Genomic DNA, 24,003 nt, shown 5'->3' with positions numbered 1-24,003 from the left:
GCGCCGCCCGGCTGAGACTGCGGTTGTCACATGCAGTCTCAGCCGGGCGGTGAAGTGTCAGCGGCGGACGCGCGGTCTCGCGGCCTCGGGGCTGGGCGGGCCGCAGCCCGCGCGCTACTCGCGGAGAGTGGCGCCGTGGCGCTCGGTCGCGAGCGCGACGCCGGCGAGCTTCGCCTCCGTCGCCTCGGCGGCGGTGAGAGTGCGGTCGGGGGCGCGGAAGCGCAGCGCGAACGTCAGGCTCTTTGAGCCCTCCGGAACGCCCTGACCGCGGTAGTCGTCGACAAGGCGCACGCTCTCGAGCAGGTCGCCCGCACCCTCGACGAGCGCGGCGCGCAGCGCGGCGGCCGGCAGTGCGGCGTCCACGACGAGCGAGACATCCTGCGTCGCGGCCGGGAAGGTCGACAGCGACGCGACGGTCACGCGCTCCCCCGCCATGGCCAGGATCGCATCCAGGTCGAGTTCCGCCACGGTCACGCGACCGGGCAGATCCGCGTCGGCCGCGACGGCGGGCAGCAGCTCGCCGACGTAGCCGACCTCGGCGCCATCCACGATGAGCACGCCCGTGCGGCCCGGGTGTAGCGCGGCGCGCTGTCCCTGCGCGACAGCGATCTCCACGCCCGCGGCAGCGGCGATCACGCGCACCGCGTCGAGGGCGACCTCGAGTCCGGCGACCTCGGCCTCGCGGCCCGGCTGCTTCGGCGCGACCGCCCCCGCGAGAAGCAGCGCGACGTGACGCGGCTGCGGCGGGATGGACGCATCCAGGCGCGCGAGCGTCTCGGCATCCGGACGCACCGCCATCGGCGGGATCGTCGTGGTGCCGTACTCGATGCCCGGCTTCGGCAGGAACACGGTGCCGACCTCGAACAGCGCGAGGTCGGTGTGGCCGCGCGCCACGTTGCGGTGCGCCGTCTGCAGGAGGGCCGGGATGAGCGATCGCCGGAGGAACGGCGTCTGGCCGTCGAGCGCGTTCGCGAGCCGCACGCTGGGCAGGTGCTCGCCCGCCGCGGAGCCGTGCAGGTCGTTCTGCTCCTCGGACGTGAACGGGAACGACGGGGTCTCGACGAAACCGGCGGCGGCAAGCGCGTTCGCGACCCGGCGGCGGCCCTGCTGGGCGGGAGTCAGGCCGCGGCCCGAGGGCGGCGTCGGCAGCACGGACGGGATCTTGTCGACCCCGTCGATGCGCGCGACCTCCTCGGCCAGCGTCCACTTGTCGGTCAGATCGGGACGCCACGACGGCGGCGTGACCGCCCATCCGTCCACGGCCTCCACGACCCCGCACCCGATCAGCGTGAGGGTCTCGGCGATGCGCGCGGCCGTGTAGTCCACACCCACGAGGCCCTGCACAAAACCGGCGGGCAGGGCGATCGACGCACGCGAGTAGTCGACGCCCAGCGCGCTGCCGAGCGGGTCGGCCGTGCCGCCGCCCAGCTGCACCATCAGGTCGACGACGCGCTGCGCGGACGCGGCCGGCAGCAGCGGGTCGACGCCGCGCTCGAAGCGACGCGAGGCCTCGCTCGGCAGCTTGTGCCGGCGGGCGGTGCGCGCGATCGAGACCGTGTCGAACACGGCGGCCTCGATCAGGACATCCGTCGTCGTCTCGCCGATCTCGGTGCGCGCGCCACCCATCACACCGGCCAGACCGATGGGACCCGACTCGTCCGTGATCAGCAGGTCCTCGGTGGAGAGCTTTCGCACCTGGCCGTCGAGCGTCTCGAGCGTCTCGCCCTCGGTCGCGCGACGGACGGTGATGCCGCCGGTGAGCTTGTCCAGGTCGTAGCCGTGGATCGGCCCACCGAGCTCGAGCATCACGTAGTTCGTGATGTCGACGAGCAGCGAGATCGACCGGATGCCCGCGAGCGTGAGGCGCGCGATCATCCACGGCGGGGTCGGACGCGACGGGTCGACGCCGCGCACCGCGCGGGTCACGAACTCGGTCACGCCGTTGCGGCCGCGGATCGGCGCGGTGTCGTCGACGACCACGGAGAATCCGGATCCGGATCCGATCTCGGGCAGCGACGCGGGATCGCGGAACGTCGCACCGGTTGCATGCGCGTACTCGCGCGCGATGCCGCGGATCGACATGGCGTAGCCGCGATCCGGGGTCACGTTCACGTCGACCGCGACATCGTCGAGGCCGAGCAGGGCGATCGCGTCCGTGCCGGGCTCGGCGTCGATCCCGAGCTCGACGAGCCGCAGGATGCCGTTGTGCTCGTCGCCGAGGCCCAGCTCGCGGGCTGAGGCGATCATGCCGTCGGACACGTGGCCGTACGTCTTGCGCGCCGAGATGGGGAACGGACCGGGAAGGACCGCACCGGGCAGCGACACGACGACCTTGTCGCCCTCGAAGAAGTTGGACGCGCCACAGACGATGCCACGCGGTTCGGCCTCGCCGACGTCGACCTGGCACCAGCGGATTGTCTTGCCGTTCGACTGCGGCTCGGCCTCGAACGACAGCACCGTGCCGACCACGACGGGGCCGCTCAGCTCGAAGCGGAAGACGTCCTCCTCTTCGAAGCCGACCGAGACGAGCGCCGCCAGGACGTCCTCCGGAGTCGCCTCGACGGGAACATCCACGTACTCACGCAACCACGACAGCGGGACGCGCATCACACCACCATCCCGAACTGCTCGCTGAAGCGGACATCGCCCTCGGCCATGTCGCGCATGTCCTGCACGTCGCTGCGGAACATCAGCGCCCGCTCGATCCCGATCCCGAACGCGAAGCCCGAGTACACCTCGGGGTCGATGCCCGCCGCGCGCAGCACGTTGGGGTTGACCATGCCGCAGCCGCCCCATTCGATCCAGCGCGCGCCGCCCTTGAAGGTCGGGTGCCACAGGTCGAACTCGGCCGACGGCTCCGTGAACGGGAAGTAGTTGGTGCGCAGGCGCGTCTTGGCCTCCTCGCCGAACAGCGCCTTGGCGATGTGGTCGAGGGTGCCCTTGAGGTGCGCCATCGTGATGCCCTTGTCGACGACGAGGCCCTCTGCCTGCGTGAACACCGGCAGGTGCGTGGCGTCGAACTCGTCGGTGCGGTACACGCGACCCGGGCAGAGCACGTAGATCGGCAGGTCCCGCTCGAGCATCGAGCGCACCTGCACGGGGCTCGTGTGCGTGCGCATCACGAGGTGGCGGGCGACCGGATCCACGAAGAACGTGTCCTGCATCTGGCGCGCCGGGTGGTCCTCGTCGAAGTTGAGCGCGTCGAAGTTGTACCACTCGTGCTCGAGCTCGGGGCCCTCCGCGATCTCCCAGCCCATGCCGACGAACACGTCGCTGATCTGCTCCTGCAGCAGGCTCATCGGGTGGCGGGCGCCGACGCGCGTGCGCGACGGGACGGCGGTGATGTCGATGCGCTCGGCCTCGAGTCGCGCCGCGGTCTCGGCCTCGGCGAGCTCCGCCTCGCGTGCCGCCAGCGCCTGGTTCACGCGTCCGCGGGCCGAGCCCACGAGCTTGCCGAACTCCGCCTTGCGGTCGTTCGGGACGTGACGCATCTGCGCGTTCAGCGCGGCGAGCGTCGATCCCTCCCCCGCATGCGTGGATCGGGCGGCCTTCAGGGCCGCGGTGTCGGGTGCGGAGGCGATCGCCGCGAGCGCGTCCGCGACCGCTGCCTCCACCGCCTCGGGCGTGATCTCGGGAACGTCAGACACGAGACCCGAGTCTATCCGCGGTGGGATGCCGCCCGTGCCGCGTCAGAGCGGAGCGCCGGGGGTGCTGCCGGGATCGTGCTTGCCCAGCCCGCGGCGGTTGGCGATGACGTCGCCCTTGGTGACCGCATCCAGGTGCTCGAGGTCCTGCACGCCGATGACCTCGGTGTTGGTTCCCTCGTGCAGGCGCGGCGCGATCGCCTCCTGGGCGGCGCGCACCCGCGGCGACTTCTGCATCCGCTTCTCGACCAGGCGCGCCGCGCTCGAGAGGATCAGGCACAGCCCGATGTAGATGACGCCGACGATCATCGTCGACTGGATGATCGGCGAGTCGAGCGTCGCGGCCGAGCCGAGTCGCTTGGCGAAGAACAGCAGCTCCTCGTACGTGATGATGAAGCCGATCGCCGTGTCCTTCAGCGTGACGACGAGCTGCGACAGGATCACGGGCATCATCGCCCGGATCGCCTGGGGAAGCAGGATGAGGCGCATCACACCCGCCTTGCGCAGGCCGATCGCGTAGCCGGCCTCGCGCTGACCGCGCGGCAGCGACTCCACGCCGGCGCGGATCACCTCGGCGAGGACCGAGCCGTTGTACGCGACGAGCGCGATGACGACGACCCAGAAGCTCGGCATCCGGATGCCGACGACCGGCAGCCCGTAGTAGAGCAGGAACATCATCACCAGCACGGGCACGGCGCGCAGGAACTCGGTGATCGCCGTGACGGGCCAGCGCACCCAGGCGTGGTCTGACAGGCGGCCGATCGCCAGGATGAAGCCGACCGCGAGGGCGCCGATGGCGGCGAGGGCGAAGGCCGAGAGGGTGTTCAGGGCGCCCTGGGCGATCTGCGCCCAGATCGCCGTGTAGGTGAACGCCTCCCACTTGGAGGCGACGAACTGGCCGGTCACGGCGAGGCGCCACACGAGGAAGCCGACGACGGCCGCGACCACCAGGATGGTGAGGACGCCGATGACGCGGTTGCGCGCGATCGCGCGGGGACCGGGGACGTCGTACAGGACGCTGCCGCTCATCGGGCCACCCTCCAACGGTTCTCGAGCGTTCGCTGCGCCCACGACAGCAGCAGCACAAGGACGACGAAGAACACGAGCATCCACAGGATGACGACCAGCTGGTTCTCGCCGCGCTCGCTGAGCCAGTCGCGCATGGAGCCGAGGTTCAGGACCGAGAACCCGGCGGCGACGGTCGTGTTCTTCAGCAGGGCGATGAAGACGCTCATCATCGGCGGGATCACCGACCGGAACGCCTGGGGCAGCACGACAAGCGTCATCACCTGGCCGAACGTGAGCCCGATCGCACGGGCTGCCTCGGCCTGCCCGACGGGCACCGTGTTGATGCCGGAGCGGATCGTCTCCGCGACATACGTGGCGGTGTAGACGCCGAGTGCGCCGATCGCGAAGAGCACCTCATTGCCGCCGCTGGCGCGGACGCCGATCAGCGGGGGAAGCGCGAACGCGAAGCCGAAGAACACCAGGGTCAGGGGCGTGTTCCGGATGGTGTTGACGTAGAACGTGCCGACGGCTCGCGCGATCGGCACCGGGGACACGCGCATCGCGCCGACGATCGTGCCGAGCACGAGGGCCAGCAGACCGCCTCCGAAGAAGAGCTTGAGGGTGCCGAGCAGTGCCTCGACCCACAGGTCTGCGTTGTCGGTGATGGCGCCCATGCGACTCCTTCGCGCGCGTCCGGAAAATGAGGGGAAACGCGCCCGGGGCGGCCTGAGGCCACCCCGGGCGCGCGGGGGTCAGTCGACCGTCGGCTGCTCGGCCTTGACGCCGGCCGGCTCGAGGTACTGCTCGTACAGCGAGGTCCACACGTCGCCGCCCTCGGTGAGGAGCGTGTTGATGTGGTCCTTCAGCGCCGTGTCGCCGTCGGTGATGCCGATGCCGTAGCGCTCCTCGCTGAAGGGCTCACCGGCGAGCTTGAGCTCCTCCGGCTCGAGCGCGACGTAGCCGGCGAGGATGGCCTCGTCCGTCGTGATCGCGTCGACCTGGCCGGCCTTGAGCTGCTCGACGCACTCGGAGTACGTCTGACGCTCGGTGACCTCGCCGTCGTACTCCTCGCGGATGCGCTGCAGCGGCGTGGAGCCCGTGACCGAGCACGTCACCTTGTCGGCGAGGTCCTCGGGACCGGTGATCTCCTCGTCATCGGCGCGGACCAGCAGGCCCTGACCGGTGATGAAGTACGGGCCGGCGAAGTCGATGACCTCGTCGCGCGCATCCGTCATCGAGTAGGTGCCGACGTAGAAGTCGACGCCGCCGTTGATGATCTCCTGCTCGCGGTTGGCGGAGGGAACCGTCTTGAACTCGATCTCCTCCTCGTCGAAGCCGAGCGAGGCGGCGACCCAGCGGGCGATGTCGACGTCGAAGCCGGTGCGCTCCTGCGTCACCGGGTCCTCGTAGCCGAGGCCGGGCTGGTCGGCCTTGACGCCGATGACGATCTTGCCGGCCTCGGTGGCCCGCTCGAACGTGGGGCTGTCGAGCTCGACGCCCTCCGCGACCTCCCAGAGGGCGCCCTCGCCGGGCTCGGCGCCGCCGCTCGCGCCGGGGTCGGTCGGCGAGCCGCTGTTGCACGCCGTGAGCGCGAGGAGCGCGGCGAGGCCGAGGCCTGCGCCGGCCGCGACGCGCGAGGTCCGCTTGATGCTGAACATGTGGTTCCTCCTTGGTGGGGTGGTCTGTCCGGGGACGCCTCGTCGCGCCACCGGGACGGCGATCGCGCGGTGCGCGATCCGCGTGTCAGTGGGTGATGAGCTTCGAGAGGAAGTCCTTGGCGCGGTCGCTCTTCGGGTGGGTGAAGAACTCCTCGGGCGTCGCCTCCTCGACGATCTGCCCATCCGCCATGAACACAACGCGGTTCGCGGCCTTGCGGGCGAAGCCCATCTCGTGGGTGACGACGATCATCGTCATCCCCTCCTTGGCGAGGGAGATCATGACGTCGAGGACCTCGTTGATCATCTCGGGGTCGAGCGCGCTGGTCGGCTCGTCGAAGAGCATCACCTTGGGGTGCATCGCCAGCGCGCGAGCGATCGCGACGCGCTGCTGCTGGCCGCCCGAGAGTTGCGCGGGCAGCTTCGATGCCTGGTGTCCCACGCCCACGCGGTCGAGCAGCGCCTGCGCTTCCTTCTCGGCGTCGGCCTTCTTCATGCCCCGCACCTTGATCGGCCCGAGGGTGACGTTCTCGAGGATCGTCAGGTGGGCGAAGAGGTTGAACGACTGGAAGACCATGCCGACCTCGGCACGCAGCTCGGCGAGTCCCTTGCCCTCCTTGGGCAGCTCCTTGCCGTCGATCGTGATCGTGCCGCTCGTGATCGTCTCGAGTCGGTTGATCGTGCGGCACAGGGTGGACTTGCCGGATCCGGACGGGCCGATCACGACGACGACCTCACCCTTGTCGACCGTGAGGTTGACGTCCTTCAATGCGTGGAAGTCGCCATAGTGCTTCTGCACGTCCTGGACGACGACGAGGGGCTCTGCCATGCATGTCACCCTATGGGGTCGCCTGGGAGCGAACCAGCAACGCCCGGGCCGCTTTACCGAGTTGTAACAGGCGCGGAGCGGCGCCGCAATGCTCCCGCTGGCCGGGCCATCCGGGCGTGTTGCGCCCGGGCGCCCGCCTCAGGCACGCTGCGCGAATGCGCTCTCGTACAGGCACACGCTCGCGGCGGTCGCGAGGTTGAGCGACTCGGCTCGACCGAAGATCGGCAGGCGCAGCACGTGATCGGCGAGCCCGAGGGAGCCGTCGTCGAGACCGTGCGCCTCGTTGCCGAAGAGCCAGCCCGTCGGCTGCGCGAGCACGCCGTCGGCACGCGCCGCCAGCAGGTCGTCACCCTTCACATCGGCCGCCAGGATGGTCATCCCCGCCGCGTGCGCGCGCTCGACGACGTCCTCGAGCTCTCCCCCGACCGCGACGGGAAGGTGGAAAAGCGAACCCGTCGTCGAGCGGACGACCTTGGGGTTGTACGGATCGACCGTGCGCCCGGTCAGGATCACGGCGTCCGCGCCGGCGGCGTCGGCCGCCCGGATGATGGTGCCGAGGTTGCCGGGATCGCGCACCTCCTCGCAGATCGCGATGAGCCGCGGCCCGGCGCTGAAGATGTCCTTCAGCGCGGTGGGGTTCTGCCTCGCCACCGCCACGAAGCCCTGGGGCGTGACCGTGTCGGCCATCGCCTCGAGCACTGCCTCCGAGACGAACTGGGCGTCGAGGCGCTCATCCGCGAGCAGCGTGCGCACGTCCTGATGCCGCTCGAGGGCGGTCGGCGTCGCGAACAGCTCGACGATCGTCTCCGGGCGGAAGGTCAGCGCCTCGCGCACCGCCTGCGGGCCTTCGAGCAGGAACAGCCCCGTCTCCTTGCGGGCGTTGCGCTTCGCCAGCTTGGCGACGGCGCGCACGCGCGGTGATCGGGGGTTCTCCAGCACGCGTCAAGTCTATGGCCGCGCAGGCATACCGACATGACCTCGGGATGAAGCACCGACAGACCGCGGAAGACGCGCAGACGAAGAGAAGAGGGCGCCCCCTCACGGGGACGCCCTCTTCGGAAAAGCTGGTGCGCTTACGCAGCCGACTTCGGCGCGTTCACGTCGGCCGGCAGCGCGGCCTTCGCGGTCGCGACGAGCGAGGCGAACGTGGCGGGCTCGTTCACGGCGAGCTCGGCCAGGATGCGACGGTCGACCTGCACGCCCGCCAGGCCGAGGCCCTGGATGAAGCGGTTGTAGGTGACGCCGTTCTGGCGCGCGGCGGCGTTGATGCGCTGGATCCACAGACGACGGAAGTCGCCCTTGCGCTTGCGGCGGTCGCGGTACGCGTAGACGAGCGAGTGGGTGACCTGCTCCTTCGCCTTGCGGTACAGGCGCGAACGCTGGCCACGGTAACCCGAGGCGCGCTCGAGGATGACGCGACGCTTCTTGTGGGCGTTTACAGCCCGCTTGACTCTAGCCATTTCTTTATCTTCCTAACGAGTTCTGCGTCAGCGTCCGAGGAGCTTCTTGACCTGCTTGAGGTCGTTGCCCGAGATGACCTGGTCGCCGTTCAGGCGGCGCTTGCGGTGGCTCGACTTCGACTCGAGGTTGTGGCGCATACCGGCCTGCTGCTTCTTGATCTTGCCGCTGCCGGTGATCTTGAAGCGCTTCTTGCTGCCCGAGTGGGTCTTCTGCTTCGGCATCTTCTCTTCCTTCGTAATGCGCCCAGGGGGCGACGTGTTCCACCCGCCGGAGCGGGAGTCTGTGGGGCGGCGTTACTCCGCTGCCGTGGTCTCTTCGACCGGGGTCGTGCTCTTCGCCTCGCGGGCGGCCTGCTTGTTGGCCGCGCGCTGGGCGTTCTGCTCGGTCTTGACCTCGGACTTGTTCTTGTGCGGCGCGACGACCATCACCATGTTGCGGCCGTCCACCTTGGGGCTGGACTCGACGGTGCCGAACTCGGCCACGTCCTCCGCGAACTTCTTCAGCAGGCGCACACCCTGCTCCGGGCGCGACTGCTCGCGACCGCGGAAGAGGATCATCGCCTTCACCTTGTCACCCGACTTCAGGAAGCCCTCAGCGCGCTTGCGCTTGGTCTCGTAGTCGTGCTCATCGATCTTCAGGCGGAAACGGACCTCCTTGAGGACCGTGTTGGCCTGGTTGCGACGGGCCTCCTTGGCCTTCTGCGCTGCCTCGTACTTGAACTTGCCGTAGTCCATGATCTTGACGACGGGAGGCTTCGAGTTGGGGGCGACCTCGACAAGGTCGAGATCGGCCTCCTGCGCAAGACGCAGGGCGGCCTCGATGCGGACGACGCCGATCTGCTCGCCGGCGGGGCCGACAAGTCGGACCTCGGGCACGCGGATGCGCTCATTGGTACGGGGATCGCTGATGCGGACTCCTTGGGTGGTGATTCGAGAGCCACCGTGACGCGGTTTCGTGCCACGGGCGGGAGAAGAATCAGCATCCACCCGGCAGACGTCACGCGTCGACCTCACCCATACCCAGGCCCGTGCATCGCACGATCTGGAACACCCGCGAGAAACGCGAGGGAGTGCATGACCCGGTAGCCTTGTAACGGCAAGCGCGGGTGGGATGTGAATCCTCTTTCGTCCGGGATTCTCTACGAGAACCGCCGGAGCCCGGGAAAGTCTACCAGAGAGCGGCACATGAGCACCAACCCGGCACACACCCCCTCCCCCGACGCCCGCAGCGGCCGGGCGTTCGACCCCGAGCGCGAGGCTCGCTGGGAGGAACAGGAGCGCGCCGGATCGGACACCTCCGCCGTTCGCGACATCGCCGACGTGGCCGCGGTCGAGGTCATCGGCACCGCGTGCGTCCACCTGATGAGCGCCGCCGCCGTGAAGCTCGGCCTCGCCGACACCCCCGAGGCCGAGGCCGACATCGACCTCGACGAGGCCCGCAAGCTCATCAACGCCCTCGCCGGTCTCGTGACCGCCGCAGCCCCGGAGATCAGCGACATGCACGCGCGCCCGATCCGCGACGGCCTCCGTTCGCTGCAGCTGCGCTTCCGCGAGATCTCGTCGATCCCCGACGCGCCCGGCAAGGGGCCGGGCGAGAAATACACGGGCCCCGTGATCTGAGGCCTCTCCGGGGTTCCGCGCGGGACTGCGGGATCCTGCTTCCGAGCGGGGGCCCGGCTCGCTCGTTCCTCGCTCGCCCCCTACTCGGGCGCAGGATCCCTCCGTACCGCGCTGGGCAGTGAGGACCGCACACATTCTCTTGTGGAACGCGAGCGGCGGTTGGCGGGGCTTCCGCTGCGGCTTCGGGGATTCCCGCTTCGCAGCGGGGGCCCGGATCGCTCGTTCCTCGCTCACCCCCTACTGCGGCACGGGAATCCCCTCCGCCTCCGCTGACACGCGATCCGGGGGCACCGGCTCGCTCCGCGGCGGCGTTCTTGTCAGTCGGCGGCGGTGAGCTTGACGGAGAGGCTGTCGACGAGAGTGGCGACGCGGTCATCCGCCGACCAGCGCCGCGCGAGACGCGCCAGCACGGCATCCAGCTCGCTGCGGTCAAGACCCGACATGAGGGTGAGGCGCACAACGAGCTCCGGCCCGCGCAGGCGCGCGGTCGGGTCGCCCTGCTCGACCGTCAGATCGAGCACGGCGAGTTCGCCCGCGATGCTCTGCTGCAGGCCGAGGAACACATCCGGGTCTGCGAAGCTCGGGCTCCACGGCTCGCCCTGGGCGATCGCCCACACGGCCGGCCGGCGCACCACGAACTCGGTGTCGGAGGTCGGGTCCAGCACCATCAGATCGGTCTGCTCGGCCGACGCGGCAAGGGCGGCGCGCACGGCCTCGACGGGAATCGGCCGCGCCTTCGCGTCCCACCGGGCGAGCGCCTCGACCGAGCTGAACACCGGCAGCACCTTGCGGCCATCCGGCGCGGCGACCGTGACGATCGACAGCTCCTGGGTCTTGTCCACGACGAGGCCGTGAGGACCGACGCCCTCGTCGCCCTTCTCCGCGACGAGCGGGATCAGCACGCGCGCATGACGCAGCGCGTCGATCACCGCGACCTGGTCGCCCGTTCCCTCGCGGAACGCCGTGAGCGCCGCGAGCAGCGCGGGATCCGCCGATCCGTCGTCCCCCGAATGCGGGTTCGACTCGAAGTGGCGCCCCTCCCAGGGGACGCCCGCGGAATCGCCGTCAGTCGGCTGCGACATCCAGTGCCTCGGCGAGCGTGAACGCACCCGCGTAGAGGGCCTTGCCGACGATCGCGCCCTCGACGCCGTTCGGCACGAGGCGACGCAGCGCGGCGATGTCGTCGAGGCTCGAGACGCCGCCCGAGGCGACGACCGGCTTCGTGGTGCGCGAGGTGATCTCGCGAAGGAGGTCGAGGTTCGGCCCGCGGAGGGTGCCGTCCTTGGTGACGTCGGTCACGACGTACCGGCTGCAGCCGGCCTCCTCGAGGCGCTCGAGCACCTCCCAGAGGTCGCCGCCCTCCTGGGTCCAGCCCCGGGCCGCGAGCGTCGTGCCGCGGACGTCGAGGCCGACCGCGATGGACTCGCCGTAACGGCCGATCACCGATGCCGTCCACTCGGGGTTCTCGAGGGCCGCCGTGCCGAGGTTGATGCGCTGCGCGCCGCTGTCGAGGGCGGCCTCGAGCGACGCGTCGTCGCGGATGCCGCCCGACAGCTCGACGTTGATGCCGCGCATGTGCTTGATGACCTTGCGCAGGATGCCGGCGTTGCTGCCGCGGCCGAACGCCGCGTCGAGGTCGACGAGGTGGATCCACTCCGCGCCCTGCTTGGCCCAGTTCTCCGCGGCCTCGATCGGGTCGCCGTAATCGGTCTCGGTGCCGGCCGCGCCCTGCGTGAGGCGCACCGCCTTGCCGCCCTGGACGTCGACGGCGGGAAGCAGGATCAGTCCGGGCGTGGACGCGAAATCGTTCATAGCTCCTGGTGTGGGTTCGACCGCCCCGGGTGAGGACGGTGCGCGCCGGGGATCTCCCGTCGCGGGCACGATCTCAGAGGGTAGCCCCGGGCAGGCTCTGGATCCAATTCCGCAGCAACCGGATGCCCGCGTCGCCCGACTTCTCGGGGTGGAACTGGGTGGCCGACAGCGGGCCGTTTTCGACGGCGGCGAGGAAGTGCCCGCCGTGCTGGGCCCAGGTGACGACCGGCTTCGCGAAGGGCCCGTGCGCCTCGAGCGTCCAGTCCTGGGCGGCGAAGGAGTGGACGAAATAGAAGCGCTCTCCCTCGAGGCCGCGGAACAGGCGCGAGCCCTCGCCGGGCTCGACCGTGTTCCAGCCCATGTGGGGCACGACCGGCGCCTTGAGCTCCTCGACGACGCCCGGCCACTCGCCGAGGCCCTCGGTCTCGACGCCGCGCTCGACGCCGCGCTCGAACATCACCTGCATGCCGACGCAGATGCCGAGCACCGGCAGGCCGCCCGCCAGGCGCCGCTCGATCAGCTCGGGGCCGCGCACGGTCCGGAGCTGCTCCATGACCGCCTTGAACGCGCCGACGCCAGGCACGAGGAGGCCATCGGCATCCTGGATCAGCCCGCGATCGCGTGTGAGGCGGACATCCCCGCCCGCCGCCTGCAGCGCCTTGACGGCGGAGTGGATGTTGCCGGATCCGTAGTCGAGCACCGCGATGACGGGACGGCGCTCGCCGGTCCCGACGACATCCTGCGTCTCGGCGTCGGTCACAGCGCTCCCTTGGTGGATGGCACGCCGTCGACGAGCGGGTCAAGCGCCTTCGCCTGCCGGAAAGCCCGCGCGAACGCCTTGTACTCGGCCTCGGCGATGTGGTGCGGGTCGCGGCCCGAGAGCACGCGGACGTGCACCGTCAGCCCGGCGTTGAACGCCAGCGCCTCGAACGTGTGGCGCACAAGCGACCCGGTGAAGTGCCCGCCGATGAGGTGCTGCTCGAAGCCCGCGGGCTCGCCCTCGTGCACCAGGTACGGGCGCCCCGAGATGTCGACGACCGCCTGCGCGAGTGCCTCGTCCAGCGGCACGAGCGCGTCGCCGTAGCGCGAGATGCCCGACTTGTCGCCCAGCGCCTCACGGATGGCATGCCCGAGCACGATCGAGATGTCCTCGACCGTGTGGTGGGCGTCGATGTGGGTGTCGCCGGTCGCCGTCACGGTCAGATCCGTGAGCGAGTGCTTCGCGAACGCCGTGAGCATGTGGTCGAAGAACGGGACGCTCGTCGAGATCGAGCTCTTTCCCGTGCCGTCGAGGTTCAGCTCAAGCTCCACCGTCGACTCGCTGGTGGAGCGGGTGCGGCGCGCGATGCGGGCAGTCGTCATGCCTCGATCCTAGTCGTGAGGCGGCCACGGCCGTCCGGCACCGAGGATCCCCTCAGCGCCCTCCGACCTCGGACAGAGCCTCGAGGAACGCGGTCGTCTCCTCCTCGGTGCCCGCGGTCGCCCGCAGGTGACCGGGGATGCCGATGTCGCGGATCAGCACGCCGCGCTCGTAGAGCGCCTGCCACGTGGCCGCGGGGTCGGCGACGCCGCCGAACAGGATGAAGTTCGTCCACGACTCGTGGGCCTGATAGCCGAGGGCCTCCAGCGTCGCGCCCATCCGGTCGCGCTGCAGGATGATCTCGTCGACCATCGCGAGCATCGTGTCGGCGTGACGCAGCGCGGCGGTCGCAGCCGCCTGGGTGAGGGCGCTGAGGTGGTACGGCAGGCGCACAAGACGCAGTGCGTCGATCAGCGCCGGGTCGGCCGCCAGGTATCCCACCCGTGCGCCCGCGAACGCGAACGCCTTGCTCATGGTGCGCGAGACCGCGAGGCGCGGACGTCCGCCGAGCAGCGTAAGGGCGGACGGAGAGTCCTTCGGTGCGAACTCCTGGTAGGCCTCATCGACGACCACGATGCCGTCCGTGGCGTCGTACACGGCCTCCACGACGTCGAGTGAGAGCGGCGTGCCCGTGGGGTTGTTCGGCGCGCACAGGAAGACGACGTCGGGGTGGGCGTCGGCCACCTGGCGGGCGGCGTCCTCCGGGTCGATCCGGTAGTCGTGACCCCGCGTGCCGGCGAGCCACTCGGCCCCGACGCCCCGCGACAGCAGCCGGTACATCGAGTACGTCGGCTCGAAGCCGAACGCGGTGCGACCGGGACCGGCGAACGCCTGCAGCACGTGCTGCAGCACCTCGTTCGAGCCGTTGCCCGCCCAGATCTGCGACGAGTCGACCCCGTGCCCGAGGTACTGGGCGAAGGACTCGCGCAGCTCGGTGAACTCGCGGTCGGGGTAGCGGTTCACATCCCGCAGGGCCTGGGCGATGGCGTCGGAGATGTCGTTCGCGACGTCCTCCGGCACGGGATGCGTGTTCTCGTTGACGTTCAGGGCCACGGGAAGCGGCGCCTGGGGCGCCCCGTAGGGCTTCTGGCCGCGCAGATCGGCGCGGATCGGCAAGTCGTCGAGAGAGACCGTCACGCTCTCCATGCTAGAGGCGAGTGCGACACCCGCTCCCGCACGCGGTCAGCCCGCGCTGGAGTACTCGGCGGGGATCGACAGGCGCTCGCCGGCCATGACGGCGGACGACGAGAGCTGGTTCAGGCTGATGATGGCGTCGACGACGTCGCGCGGATCGGAGTTCGGCGCGACCTCCTCGGCGATCGCCCAGAGCGACTCGCCGGGCAGCACGGTCACCGTGTCGAACGTGCCGGCGGGAGCGCCGTCCTCGCGCGAGGCGAGCGCACTGCCGCCGGAGACGATTGCGAGCCCCAGGGCGATCGCGATCGGCGTCGCCGCCATCGCGGCGAGCACACGGCGTCCACGACGCGTCAGGCGCAGGCGCGTGGCCGGCGCCGCGGTGCGGGCGGTGCCGCTCACTCGCGTGCGGGCCGGGACCTCGAATGCGGTGATGCTGACCGTGCTCATCGGTGCTCCTTCGTGTTCGGAGAGCTTCGCATCCGGCACCTCGGCCGGGAGGGCCGGATGCGAAGCTCTGTTCCGAATCTATCTTCGAATCTTCGAATGTGTCAATCTGTTCTTCGAAAACCGATCCGATCCGATCCGCGACACGCTCGAACAGATCTTCCGAATCACGGCGCCGTTCGGATACGGTTTCGATGACGAGACACACCCCACCACGGGCCACCGACATTCACGTCGGAGGAGAAGGAGCCGGTCAGATGAGCGCCGTCACGATGCCCGCCACGGAGTCGATCGCCGAGAGCGACGAGAAGCGCCGCACGCGCCGGCGCAAGAGCCTCAGCGAGAAGCAGCTGGCCATCCTCGAGGTCATCCAGCGCTCCATCCAGTCGAAGGGCTACCCGCCCACGATGCGCGAGATCGGCGACGCCGTCGGCCTGAAGTCGCTGTCGAGCGTGACCCACCAGCTCGGTCAGCTCGAGCTCAGCGGCTACCTCCGACGTGACCCCGGTAAGACGCGCGCGATGGAGGTGCTGATCGACCTGCCGGGCCAGTCGGGCGAGAACCTCGACGCCGGCGTGCCCTCGGTCGGCGACGCCGCGATGGTCCCGCTCGTGGGCCGCATCGCCGCGGGCGTGCCGATCACCGCCGACCAGCAGGTCGAGGAGATCTTCCCGCTGCCCCGCCAGCTCGTCGGCAAGGGCGAGCTGTTCATGCTCAAGGTCAGCGGCGAGTCGATGATCGACGCCGCCATCTGCGACGGCGACTGGGTCGTCGTGCGCGTCCAGAACACGGCCGAGAACGGCGACATCGTGGCGGCGATGCTCGACGGCGAGGCGACCGTCAAGGTGTTCCGCCAGCGCGACGGCCACACCTGGCTGCTGCCGCGAAACTCGGCGTTCGAGCCGATCCTCGGCGACGAGGCCGTCGTGCTCGGCAAGATCGTCGCGGTGATGCGCGCGGTCTGATCCTGCACTGGGGGGGCCCGGCAGCACGTCGGAGCCTCCCGATAGCGTGGGGTTATGCCCACGCTCCCCTATGGATCCTGGCCGTCGCCGATCTCGGCGTCCGACATCGCCGGCGGGTCGCCGCGCCTCGACGGCGCGCGTTTCGTCGGGCCCGATGGGGAGATCTGGTGGAGCGAGACGATCCCGGCTGAGAAGGGCCGCACCGCCGTTGTACGGCAGGGCGACGACGATCCCGATGTCCTGCTGCCGGCACCGTGGAGCGCGCGGTCGCGTGTCCACGAGTACGGCGGCGGCGCCTGGACGACCACGGACGAGGGCGACCTGCTGTTCGTCGAGGGCTCCGACCAGCGCGTGCACCGGATGGCCGTCGGCGGCGACCCGGTACCGCTGACTCCCGGCGACCTGGGCATGGCGTTCGGCGACCTGACGTACGTCGACGGCCGACTCTGGGCCGTGCGTGAGACGCGGGGCGAAGACCCTGTGCCCTCGCGCGACATCGTGGTGATCCCGCTCGACGGCTCGGCGTCCGACGATGCGTCCGCGATCCTGAGCGTCGTCGCCGGATCCGACTTCCTCGCCTACCCCGCTCCGCGCGGCGACCGACTCGCCTGGATCGCGTGGGATCACCCCGACATGCCCTGGGACGCGGCGGAGCTCCGCGTCGGGCGCCTCGGCTCCGACGGCATCGTCGTCGAGCACGTCGTGGTGGCGGGCGGCCGCACGCCCGAGGGTCCGGTCGCCGCGCTGCAGCCGGAGTGGACCGGCGATCACGAGCTGATGTTCAGCGCGGATCCGGCAGGCGACGGGCCGGGCGGTGGGCGCTGGAACCTGCGCTGGGTGCGCTTCGACGGGCTGGTGGCGACCGGCCCCGAGCCGCTCTACCCCGTCGACGCCGACACGGGCGGCCCGCTGTGGAACCTCGGCGCACGCTGGTATGCGCCGCTCGACGATGGCCGGGTAGTCGCGGTGCACACGCACGGCACCGACGGGCTCATCCTGCTCGATCCGACCCGCGGCGGCGTGGAAACGCTCGAGACCCCATTATCGAGCGGCATCCTGATGCGCGACGCCCGCGGCGAGAAGGTGCTTCTGACAGGTGCGGGAACCCAGGTGCCGGGCGGTCTGTGGCTGCTCGACGTGGATGCACGCACGCTCGGGGCGATCCGCGGGGGCGTCGCGGCGCTCGATCCGGGCTGGCTGCCTCCGTCGCGGGCGCTCACGTTCGAGGGCCCCGACGGCGACGTGCACGCCTTCGCGTACTCGCCGACGAATCCGGACGTCGAGGCTCCGTCGGGTGAGCTGCCGCCGTACCTGGTGCTCGTCCACGGCGGCCCCACCGCGCACTCATCCGGTGAGCTGTCGCTCGCCGTGGCGTACTTCACGAGCCGCGGCATCGGCGTGCTCGACGTCAACTACGGCGGTTCCACCGGGTACGGTCGCGCGTACCGCGAGCGGCTGCGGGGACGCTGGGGCATCGCCGACGTGGCGGACACGGCTGCCGCCGCGCGCGGCCTCGCCGGAGCCGGACTCGCGGATCCGGCGCGGATCGCCATCAAGGGCGGCTCGGCGGGCGGATGGACGGTGCTGTGCGCGGTCGCCGACACGGACGTGTTCGCCGCGGGCATCAGCCGCTACGGCGTCGCCGACCTCCGCCGCCTCGCGGAGGACACCCACGACTTCGAGGCGCGTTACCTCGACGGGCTGGTGGGGCCGCTCCCCCAGGCCGAGCCGCTCTACGTCAGCCGCTCGCCGCTGTCGCGCCCGGAGACGCTCCGGACGCCGCTGCTCATCCTGCAGGGCGCCGACGACCCGGTCGTGCCCCCGTCGCAGTCGGAGGCGCTGCGCGACGCGCTCGCGGCCAACGGCGTGCCGCACAAGTACGTGCTGTTCGAGGGCGAGTCGCACGGCTTCCGCCAGGCCGCCACCCTTGAGCGCGCCTTCGAGACCGAGCTCGCCTTCCTCGGCCGCCTCCTCGGCTTCGAGACGCCCGGCGTCCCGCCGATCGAGCTCGACTGAAACACGCGAGCCCGGCTCTGACCAGCGCGCGCTCTGGCGACCGGAGCGCCCGGATACAGGCCGGATGGGGCGGGAGTCGCCTGCCGGTGCGGGTGGGCCTGCCGCAGGCTCGCTGAGCCTGGATGCGGCCAGCGCGGCGGTCAGCCGCCGACGATCATCCGCTCAGCCGAGCTGGACGCCGAAGGCCTGCACTCCCGGGTGGGACTCCAGGCGCGTGAGACCAAGGCGGTCGTAGAACGCCAGCGCCCCGGTGTTCTTGTCGGAGGCGACGAGGTGAAGCCCCGGCACACCGCGACGGCGCAGCTCGTCCAAGAGCGTCTCGATCAGGCGGCGCCCGAGACCCCGACCCTGCGCCTCGGGCAGCAGGTCGATGTGCAGGTGCGCCGGGTAGCCGAGGCCGGCGTACGGCTCGGCGCCCGGGCGACGACCGTACGCGTAGATGAGCGTGCCGTCCTGACGCGTGCGCTCGACCTCGGGCTGCGGGTGACGCGCAGCGACGCGCGGCCACCACTCGTCGCGGAACCACTCCTCGAACCGGTCCGTGTCGTCCGTGCCGATCACGTAGCCCACGACCCTGCCGTCCTCGGCCTCGACGACGAACGCGAGGTCGGGATGCCGCGTCACGTACGGAAGCGCGAACACCTCGGCCCACAGCGTGTCGTCCTCGAAGACCCCGGTGGCATCCGATCCGTTGTCGGCGGTGCGCAGGCAGATCTCGGCGACCGCGTCTCGATCGGCCGGCTGATACTGCCTGATCCTCATCGTCCGGCCACGCGGTACGGCTCGAGCGCCGCGGCCAGGCGCTCCGAGACATGCGCGTGCACCAGCGTGCCGCCCTCCTCGTGCGAGCGCTCGAGCAGGTGCCCCTGCTCGTGGATCGCCGAGATCAGATCGCCGCGCTCGTACGGCACGAGGGCGCGCAGCTCGATGTCGGGCAGCGGCAGGGCCGCCTCGATCACCGTGCGCAGCTCGTCGATCCCCTCGCCGGTGCGAGAGGACACGAACACCGCCTTCGGCTCGAGGCCGCGCAGCACCATCTTCGTGTCCTCGTCGACCAGGTCGGCCTTGTTGAACACGACGATCTCGTGGATGTCGCGTGCGCCGACATCGCCCATCACGTCGCGGACCGTCTGGATCTGACCGGCAGGATCCGGATGATGCGCGTCGACGACGTGCAGGATGACATCCGCGTCGGCGACCTCCTCCAGCGTCGAGCGGAACGCCTCGACGAGCTGGTGGGGCAGGTTGCGCACGAACCCGACCGTGTCGGCGAGCGTGTACACGCGCCCATCAGACGTCTCTGAGCGGCGCACCGTGGCGTCCAGGGTCGCGAACAGGGCGTTCTCCACAAGCACGCCGGCGCTCGTGAGGCGGTTCAGCAGGCTCGACTTGCCCGCGTTCGTGTAGCCGGCGATCGCGACCGAGGGGATCGTGTTGCGCTTGCGCTCACCGCGCTTGGCCTCCCGCGCCGGCGCGAAGTCGCGGATCTGACGACGCAGCTGGGCCATCTTCGTGCGGATGCGGCGACGGTCGAGCTCGATCTTCGTCTCACCGGGACCGCGCGAGCCCATTCCCGCGCCGCCCGCGCCGACCTGGCCACCGGCCTGGCGGCTCATCGACTCACCCCAACCGCGTAGGCGCGGCAGCAGGTACTCGAGCTGCGCAAGCTCGACCTGCGCCTTGCCCTCGCGGCTCTTCGCGTGCTGGCTGAAGATGTCGAGGATCACGGTCGTCCGGTCGATGACCTTCACCTTGACGACGTCCTCGAGCGCGCGCCGCTGGCTGGGCGCGAGCTCGGTGTCGGCGATCACGGTGTCGGCGCCGACGGCGGCGACGATGTCCTTCAGCTCGGCCGCCTTGCCGCGGCCGATGTACGTCGCGGGGTCGGGGTGCGGACGACGCTGCAGCACGCCGTCGAGCACGACGGCGCCGGCGGTCTCGGCGAGCGCGGCGAGCTCGCGCAGCGAGTTCTCCGCGTCGGTCTGCGAGCCCTGCGAGTACACGCCGACGAGCACGACGTTCTCGAGCCGCAGCTGCCGGTACTCGACCTCGGTGACGTCCTCGAGCTCGGTCGACAGGCCCGCGACGCGCCGGAGCGCCGCGCGCTCCTCGCGGTCCCACTGGTCGCCGTCCGCGGATCCGTCGCCCGTGGTCGTCCTGTCCTGCAGCGCCTGAGCGGCCCCGAACACCCGTGCTCCGGTGCGGGACTCTGCGCGCGACAGCACGCGGTCCACCAGATCGGATGCTCCCGCCTCGCGCTCCAGGTCGTCTTCGACGCTGTTCGCGGCGGGATCGGGTGTGGTGGTGTCAGTCATCCATGCCTTTCGTTCCGATGCGCTGCGCGGTGATCCGCGTGCATCGAGCTCTTCAGCTTATTCTTCCGGGGGTTCTGCGGCTACGGGGCCCGATCGGAGCCGGATGAGGGGCCTCCGCCCCTCGCCGTCGGGCGGCCCGCTCCGGTACGCTGGCCCCTATGGTGGATCACTACTTCTCCGCGAGTCCCACCAGTCCCGAGAACCACCGCCGCATCCGAGTGCCCCTGGTCGGACGCACCGTGGAGCTCACGACGGCCGCCGGGGTGTTCAGCCCCGAGCGCCTCGACGTCGGCACATCGGTCCTGCTCGCGAACACACCCGAACCGCCCTCCGGCGGCGATTTCCTCGACCTCGGCTGCGGCTGGGGTCCGATCGCGCTGAGCATGGCCATGATGTCTCCGCACGCCCGTGTCTGGGCCGTCGACGTGAACGAGCGCGCCCTGGACCTCGTGCGCCGCAACGCGGAGTCCCTCGGCCTCTCCAATGTCAACGCGGTGCTGCCCGACGATGTTCCCGAGAGCCTGACGTTCCGCACGATCCGATCGAACCCGCCGATCCGCGTCGGCAAGTCGGTGCTCCACGAGCTCATGGAGACGTGGATCCCGCGCCTCGCCGAGCGCAGCGACGCGTACCTCGTCGTCAAGCGCGACCTCGGATCCGACTCGCTCCAGCGCTGGCTGGGCACGACGTTCGCCGATGGCTTCAGCGTCTACCGCACAGCGACGGGCAAGGGCTACCGCGTGCTGAAGGTCCGCCGCCACGGCTCGCCGCCCACGGAACCGCTCGCGATCCCGGGGTTCTGAGCCTCCGCGGCCCGGCCGTCACATCGTGTCGGTCGTGCCCGACTGCTCCGCGATCTTCTGGTCGCCGCGCTTGCGTCCCGCGCGCGCCATGAAGAACAGGATCGTGCCGACGACGATGTAGCCGGCCGTGCCGAGCCACACCGCGCCGGTCTGCTGCGTGAGGAGCACGATCGACGCGATGATCGCCAGGATCGGGACCACCCGCGACACCGAGAAGTGCTTGTGCTCGACGACGTCCTTCTTGAGCACCAGCACACTGACATTCGCCGTGAGGAACACGAGAAGCAGCAGGAGCACGGTCGTCTCCGCGAGCATGCCGATGTCGCCGACGATGCTGAGCAGCATGGTCGCGCCGGACACGACCACGATCGACACCCACGGGGTGCGGCGCTTCGGCAGGACGCGGCCGAATGCGTGCGGCAGCAGACCTGCCTCGGCAAGGCCGTAGGCGGCGCGGCTCGCCATCACCATGAACAGCAGCGCTCCGTTGGGGATCGCGGCAAGGGCGATCAGGCTGAACAGCCACGACGGCAGGGCGAAGCCGCTGGCTGTGACGACCTCGAGCAGCGGGCCCGTCGACTCGGCCAGGATCGTCGGCTCGACCACGATGACAGCTCCGATGGCGATCAGCAGGTAGACGACGGCGGCCGTGCTGATGGCACCGAACAGCGCGCGGGGGTACGACTTCGAGGGGTCCTTGACCTCCTCGGCCATGTTCGCGGCCGCCTCGAAGCCGAGGAACGAGAAGAACGCGACGATGGATGCCGAGAACGCGCCCTGCAACGGGGGCACGTCGGGAGCGAACTCGAAGATGCGCGCGGGTTCCCCGCCGCCGCTGCCGAACACCATGGCCGCGATGACGATGACGATCGCGAGGCCGCTGACCTCGATCATCGAGGCGACGAAGTTGGTGGTCATCGACTCCTTCACGCCGCGCAGGTTGATGAGCGTCAGGATGAGGATGAAGCCGATCGCGACGGGCACGGCGGGCACATCGAACAGCGCCGAGAAGTAGTCGCCGGCGAACGCGTTCGCGAGCGCCGCCGCGGTCGTGACCCCGGACGCCATCATGAGGAAGCCGACGATGAACGACAGGAACGGCTTGCCGAACGCCTTGTCCGCGTATCGCGCGGCGCCACCCGCGTGCGGGTACTTCGTGATGAGCTCGGCGTAGGTGCCCGCGGTCAGCAGCGCCACGACCAGGGCGATGAGCAACGGCAGCCAGATGACGCCGCCGACGTCCGTCACCATCGTGCCGACGAGCGTGTAGATGCCGGCCCCGAGGGTGTCCCCCACGATGAACGCGAACAGCAGGGGCGTGCCGATGGCGCGCCGCAGGCTCGAGTGATCGTCGACCGGCTGGATGGCGGTGGCGTTGCTCATCGCTTCGCTTCAGTCGGTCCGCCCGCGGATTGCAAGGCGCTTGCGTCGCCGCGGACCGACGCTGTAGTCAGAGGTCCTCGGCCTCGCGCAGATCATCCGGAGTGTCGACGTCGAGCAGTTCGGGCGCGAGTACGGGCATGTGCACCGGCGCGAGCGACTCGCCCAGCAGGAGACGCAGCGGGCGGTTCACGGGGTCGCCGATCGTCGCGAGGCGCTCGCGGAGCGCGGCTTCATCCCATGCCGCGCAGAGGGGCTGGGCGCGTCCGTCGGGGTCGACCGCAAGCGCCGGACGCGCAGCGCTCGCGCTCTCAGCGAGCCTGCGCAGGGTCGCTGGCGAGGCGAAGGGCATGTCCCCGCCGAGGAGCAGGATGACGCCGCCCGCGCGCGCCTCCAGCGCCCGCAGTCCCGCGGCGACGGCCGCGAGCGGGCCCGAGAAGGGCGGATCCTCGCGGATCACAGGGGTCCCCGCCGGCACGCCGTCGGCCTCGCCCACGACGAGCGGCTCCGCGCCGATGAGCCGGAGCGCAGCGATCCCCCGCGCCACGATGGGCACGCCGCCGACCGGGATGGCGGGCTTGTGCCGTCCCGCCATGCGCGACGAGCGCCCTCCCGCGAGCACGATGGCGCGCAGCGGGCCGCTCACGACTCAGGCCAGCGAGACGGTGCCGGAGTACACGAGCACGGCCGGTCCGGACAGCGCGACGTGCTCGCCATCCTCGGCGGGGAACATCCGCACCCCCAGGACACCGCCGGGCACCTCGACGCGCCAGTGGTCCGGGGCGCCCCGCCCCGCCCAGTCGCGCACCGCGAGCGCCGTCGCGGCCACCCCGGTTCCGCAGCTCAGGGTCTCTCCCACGCCGCGCTCGAACACGCGCATGCGCACGCGCCCCACCCCGTCCTTCACGAGCGGCTCGTGCGGCACCACGAACTCGACGTTCGCCCCGTGCGGCGGAACGGGATCGACGTGGGGCTTCGCGGACAACTCGAGGCCGTCCAGCTCGTCCTCGGAGGCGAGGGCGACGACGACGTGCGGATTGCCGACGTCGATGCCGAGACCGGGCCGGGGGACGCTGAGGCCGCGGGCCGTCACGAGCGGGTCGCCGGGCTCGGCGCGCCAGCGGCCGAGGTCGACCTGGTAGCCGGTCTCGCTGCGCATGACGTCGCGGACGCCCGCGCGCGTGCCGATCGGCAGGGTGGACCCTGCCGGGAGCTCTGCGAGGCCCGACTCGAGCAGGTAGTGGACGAAGACGCGGATGCCGTTGCCGCACATCTCGGCCTTGGAGCCGTCGGCGTTGCGGTAGTCCATGAACCACTCGGCGTCGGGCTCCTCACCGAGGGATGCCGCGCCCTCCGGCAGGCGCGCGGATCGCACGACCCGCAGGAGCCCGTCGGCGCCGATTCCGAACCGGCGGTCGCACAGTGCCGCGATCTGCTCGTCGGTGAGGTCGAGCTCGCCCTCGGGATCGGCGACGATCACGAAGTCGTTCCCCGTGCCCTGTCCCTTGGTGAAGGCGATCTCGGTCATCCCGCCAGTCTATTCGGGGAAGACGCC

Annotated in this window: 25 protein-coding genes; 4 read left to right on the top strand and 21 right to left on the bottom strand. The window is 70.6% G+C overall.

Features of this window, described 5'->3' with window-relative positions:
* Nucleotides 1–114: 114 nt before the first annotated feature.
* The 10 genes from pheT to infC all read right to left on the bottom strand — a co-directional run bounded on the left by pheT (nt 115) and on the right by infC (nt 9,472).
* Complete coding sequence (gene pheT / locus ABD161_RS11430; RefSeq protein ID WP_344002841.1) at nt 115–2,607, bottom strand: phenylalanine--tRNA ligase subunit beta; 2,493 nt, start codon at nt 2,605–2,607, stop codon at nt 115–117.
* The gene (gene pheS, locus ABD161_RS11425; RefSeq protein ID WP_344002838.1) at nt 2,607–3,647 is read right to left on the bottom strand and encodes a phenylalanine--tRNA ligase subunit alpha; all 1,041 of its coding nucleotides are present in this window, start codon (nt 3,645–3,647) and stop codon (nt 2,607–2,609) included. Before pheS ends, pheT begins: the two co-directional genes overlap by 1 nt.
* 42 nt (nt 3,648–3,689) lie before the next feature.
* Nucleotides 3,690–4,673 (bottom strand): amino acid ABC transporter permease, encoded by a 984-nt coding sequence (locus ABD161_RS11420; RefSeq protein WP_344002835.1) that lies wholly within the window; start codon nt 4,671–4,673, stop codon nt 3,690–3,692.
* Complete coding sequence (locus ABD161_RS11415; RefSeq protein WP_344002832.1) at nt 4,670–5,326, bottom strand: amino acid ABC transporter permease; 657 nt, start codon at nt 5,324–5,326, stop codon at nt 4,670–4,672. The genes ABD161_RS11420 and ABD161_RS11415 overlap by 4 nt, the downstream gene beginning before the upstream one ends.
* Nucleotides 5,327–5,404: 78 nt before the next feature.
* Entirely contained in the window at nt 5,405–6,310 is a 906-nt protein-coding gene (locus ABD161_RS11410; protein ID WP_344002830.1) for a glutamate ABC transporter substrate-binding protein, read from the bottom strand.
* 85 nt (nt 6,311–6,395) lie between these two features.
* The gene (locus ABD161_RS11405) at nt 6,396–7,136 is read right to left on the bottom strand and encodes an amino acid ABC transporter ATP-binding protein (protein WP_344002827.1); all 741 of its coding nucleotides are present in this window, start codon (nt 7,134–7,136) and stop codon (nt 6,396–6,398) included.
* A 138-nt stretch (nt 7,137–7,274) separates the two neighbouring features.
* Nucleotides 7,275–8,075: a TrmH family RNA methyltransferase gene (locus ABD161_RS11400; RefSeq protein ID WP_344002824.1), complete on the bottom strand. Its 801-nt coding sequence runs from the start codon at nt 8,073–8,075 to the stop codon at nt 7,275–7,277.
* A gap of 134 nt (nt 8,076–8,209) precedes the next feature.
* Nucleotides 8,210–8,596, bottom strand: a complete 387-nt coding sequence (rplT, locus tag ABD161_RS11395) for a 50S ribosomal protein L20 (RefSeq protein ID WP_135114712.1) — start codon at nt 8,594–8,596, stop codon at nt 8,210–8,212.
* Nucleotides 8,597–8,623: 27 nt separating this feature from the next.
* Nucleotides 8,624–8,818 carry a 50S ribosomal protein L35 gene (rpmI, locus tag ABD161_RS11390; RefSeq protein WP_135114713.1) on the bottom strand — a complete coding sequence of 65 codons (195 nt, stop codon included), beginning with the start codon at nt 8,816–8,818 and terminating at the stop codon, nt 8,624–8,626.
* A 72-nt stretch (nt 8,819–8,890) separates the two neighbouring features.
* The gene (gene infC / locus ABD161_RS11385; protein WP_233441174.1) at nt 8,891–9,472 is read right to left on the bottom strand and encodes a translation initiation factor IF-3; all 582 of its coding nucleotides are present in this window, start codon (nt 9,470–9,472) and stop codon (nt 8,891–8,893) included.
* 309 nt (nt 9,473–9,781) lie between these two features.
* Between infC and ABD161_RS11380 the strand changes: the two genes are divergently transcribed.
* The gene (locus ABD161_RS11380; protein ID WP_135114714.1) at nt 9,782–10,216 is read left to right on the top strand and encodes a DUF1844 domain-containing protein; all 435 of its coding nucleotides are present in this window, start codon (nt 9,782–9,784) and stop codon (nt 10,214–10,216) included.
* Between the two features lie 317 nt (nt 10,217–10,533).
* On the opposite strand, the gene ABD161_RS11375 is transcribed toward ABD161_RS11380, so the two are convergent.
* From ABD161_RS11375 to ABD161_RS11350, 6 genes are all read right to left on the bottom strand, one after another.
* Nucleotides 10,534–11,298 (bottom strand): SseB family protein, encoded by a 765-nt coding sequence (locus ABD161_RS11375; protein WP_344002815.1) that lies wholly within the window; start codon nt 11,296–11,298, stop codon nt 10,534–10,536.
* Nucleotides 11,282–12,028, bottom strand: coding sequence for a bifunctional 1-(5-phosphoribosyl)-5-((5-phosphoribosylamino)methylideneamino)imidazole-4-carboxamide isomerase/phosphoribosylanthranilate isomerase PriA (gene priA, locus ABD161_RS11370; RefSeq protein ID WP_135114716.1), 747 nt, complete (start codon nt 12,026–12,028; stop codon nt 11,282–11,284). Before priA ends, ABD161_RS11375 begins: the two co-directional genes overlap by 17 nt.
* A gap of 73 nt (nt 12,029–12,101) precedes the next feature.
* The gene (gene hisH, locus ABD161_RS11365; protein WP_344002811.1) at nt 12,102–12,788 is read right to left on the bottom strand and encodes an imidazole glycerol phosphate synthase subunit HisH; all 687 of its coding nucleotides are present in this window, start codon (nt 12,786–12,788) and stop codon (nt 12,102–12,104) included.
* Entirely contained in the window at nt 12,785–13,390 is a 606-nt protein-coding gene (hisB, locus tag ABD161_RS11360) for an imidazoleglycerol-phosphate dehydratase HisB (protein WP_135114718.1), read from the bottom strand. Before hisB ends, hisH begins: the two co-directional genes overlap by 4 nt.
* Before the next feature lie 52 nt (nt 13,391–13,442).
* Entirely contained in the window at nt 13,443–14,534 is a 1,092-nt protein-coding gene (locus ABD161_RS11355; RefSeq protein ID WP_344002805.1) for a histidinol-phosphate transaminase, read from the bottom strand.
* A 36-nt stretch (nt 14,535–14,570) separates the two neighbouring features.
* A complete protein-coding gene (locus tag ABD161_RS11350; protein WP_135114720.1) occupies nt 14,571–14,972 on the bottom strand; it encodes a LysM peptidoglycan-binding domain-containing protein in 402 nt (133 codons plus the stop codon).
* 269 nt (nt 14,973–15,241) lie between these two features.
* Between ABD161_RS11350 and lexA the strand changes: the two genes are divergently transcribed.
* On the top strand, nt 15,242–15,934 hold the full coding sequence (lexA, locus tag ABD161_RS11345) for a transcriptional repressor LexA (RefSeq protein WP_344002886.1): 693 nt from the start codon (nt 15,242–15,244) through the stop codon (nt 15,932–15,934).
* 54 nt (nt 15,935–15,988) lie between these two features.
* On the top strand, nt 15,989–17,950 hold the full coding sequence (locus ABD161_RS11340) for an alpha/beta hydrolase family protein (RefSeq protein ID WP_344002801.1): 1,962 nt from the start codon (nt 15,989–15,991) through the stop codon (nt 17,948–17,950).
* A 162-nt stretch (nt 17,951–18,112) separates the two neighbouring features.
* On the opposite strand, the gene ABD161_RS11335 is transcribed toward ABD161_RS11340, so the two are convergent.
* Both ABD161_RS11335 and hflX read right to left on the bottom strand, forming a co-directional pair.
* The gene (locus ABD161_RS11335) at nt 18,113–18,712 is read right to left on the bottom strand and encodes a GNAT family N-acetyltransferase (RefSeq protein WP_344002798.1); all 600 of its coding nucleotides are present in this window, start codon (nt 18,710–18,712) and stop codon (nt 18,113–18,115) included.
* The gene (gene hflX / locus ABD161_RS11330; RefSeq protein WP_344002795.1) at nt 18,709–20,265 is read right to left on the bottom strand and encodes a GTPase HflX; all 1,557 of its coding nucleotides are present in this window, start codon (nt 20,263–20,265) and stop codon (nt 18,709–18,711) included. The genes ABD161_RS11335 and hflX overlap by 4 nt, the downstream gene beginning before the upstream one ends.
* 158 nt (nt 20,266–20,423) lie before the next feature.
* On the opposite strand from hflX, the gene ABD161_RS11325 reads away from it, so the two are divergent.
* A complete protein-coding gene (locus tag ABD161_RS11325) occupies nt 20,424–21,068 on the top strand; it encodes a class I SAM-dependent methyltransferase (RefSeq protein ID WP_135114725.1) in 645 nt (214 codons plus the stop codon).
* Nucleotides 21,069–21,086: 18 nt separating this feature from the next.
* On the opposite strand, the gene ABD161_RS11320 is transcribed toward ABD161_RS11325, so the two are convergent.
* The 3 genes from ABD161_RS11320 to dapF form a co-directional block, all read right to left on the bottom strand.
* Nucleotides 21,087–22,451: an APC family permease gene (locus ABD161_RS11320; protein WP_344002791.1), complete on the bottom strand. Its 1,365-nt coding sequence runs from the start codon at nt 22,449–22,451 to the stop codon at nt 21,087–21,089.
* A gap of 67 nt (nt 22,452–22,518) precedes the next feature.
* Nucleotides 22,519–23,094 (bottom strand): molybdenum cofactor guanylyltransferase, encoded by a 576-nt coding sequence (gene mobA / locus ABD161_RS11315; RefSeq protein ID WP_344002788.1) that lies wholly within the window; start codon nt 23,092–23,094, stop codon nt 22,519–22,521.
* Between the two features lie 3 nt (nt 23,095–23,097).
* Nucleotides 23,098–23,976: a diaminopimelate epimerase gene (gene dapF / locus ABD161_RS11310; RefSeq protein WP_135114727.1), complete on the bottom strand. Its 879-nt coding sequence runs from the start codon at nt 23,974–23,976 to the stop codon at nt 23,098–23,100.
* Between the last annotated feature and the right edge of the window lie 27 nt (nt 23,977–24,003).

The organism is Microbacterium paludicola, from assembly GCF_039529675.1.
GTDB classification, from domain to species: Bacteria; Actinomycetota; Actinomycetes; order Actinomycetales; family Microbacteriaceae; genus Microbacterium; species Microbacterium paludicola.
The sequence above is the reverse complement of the archived record's forward strand: the minus strand, read 5'-3'. Positions and strand labels throughout refer to the sequence as shown.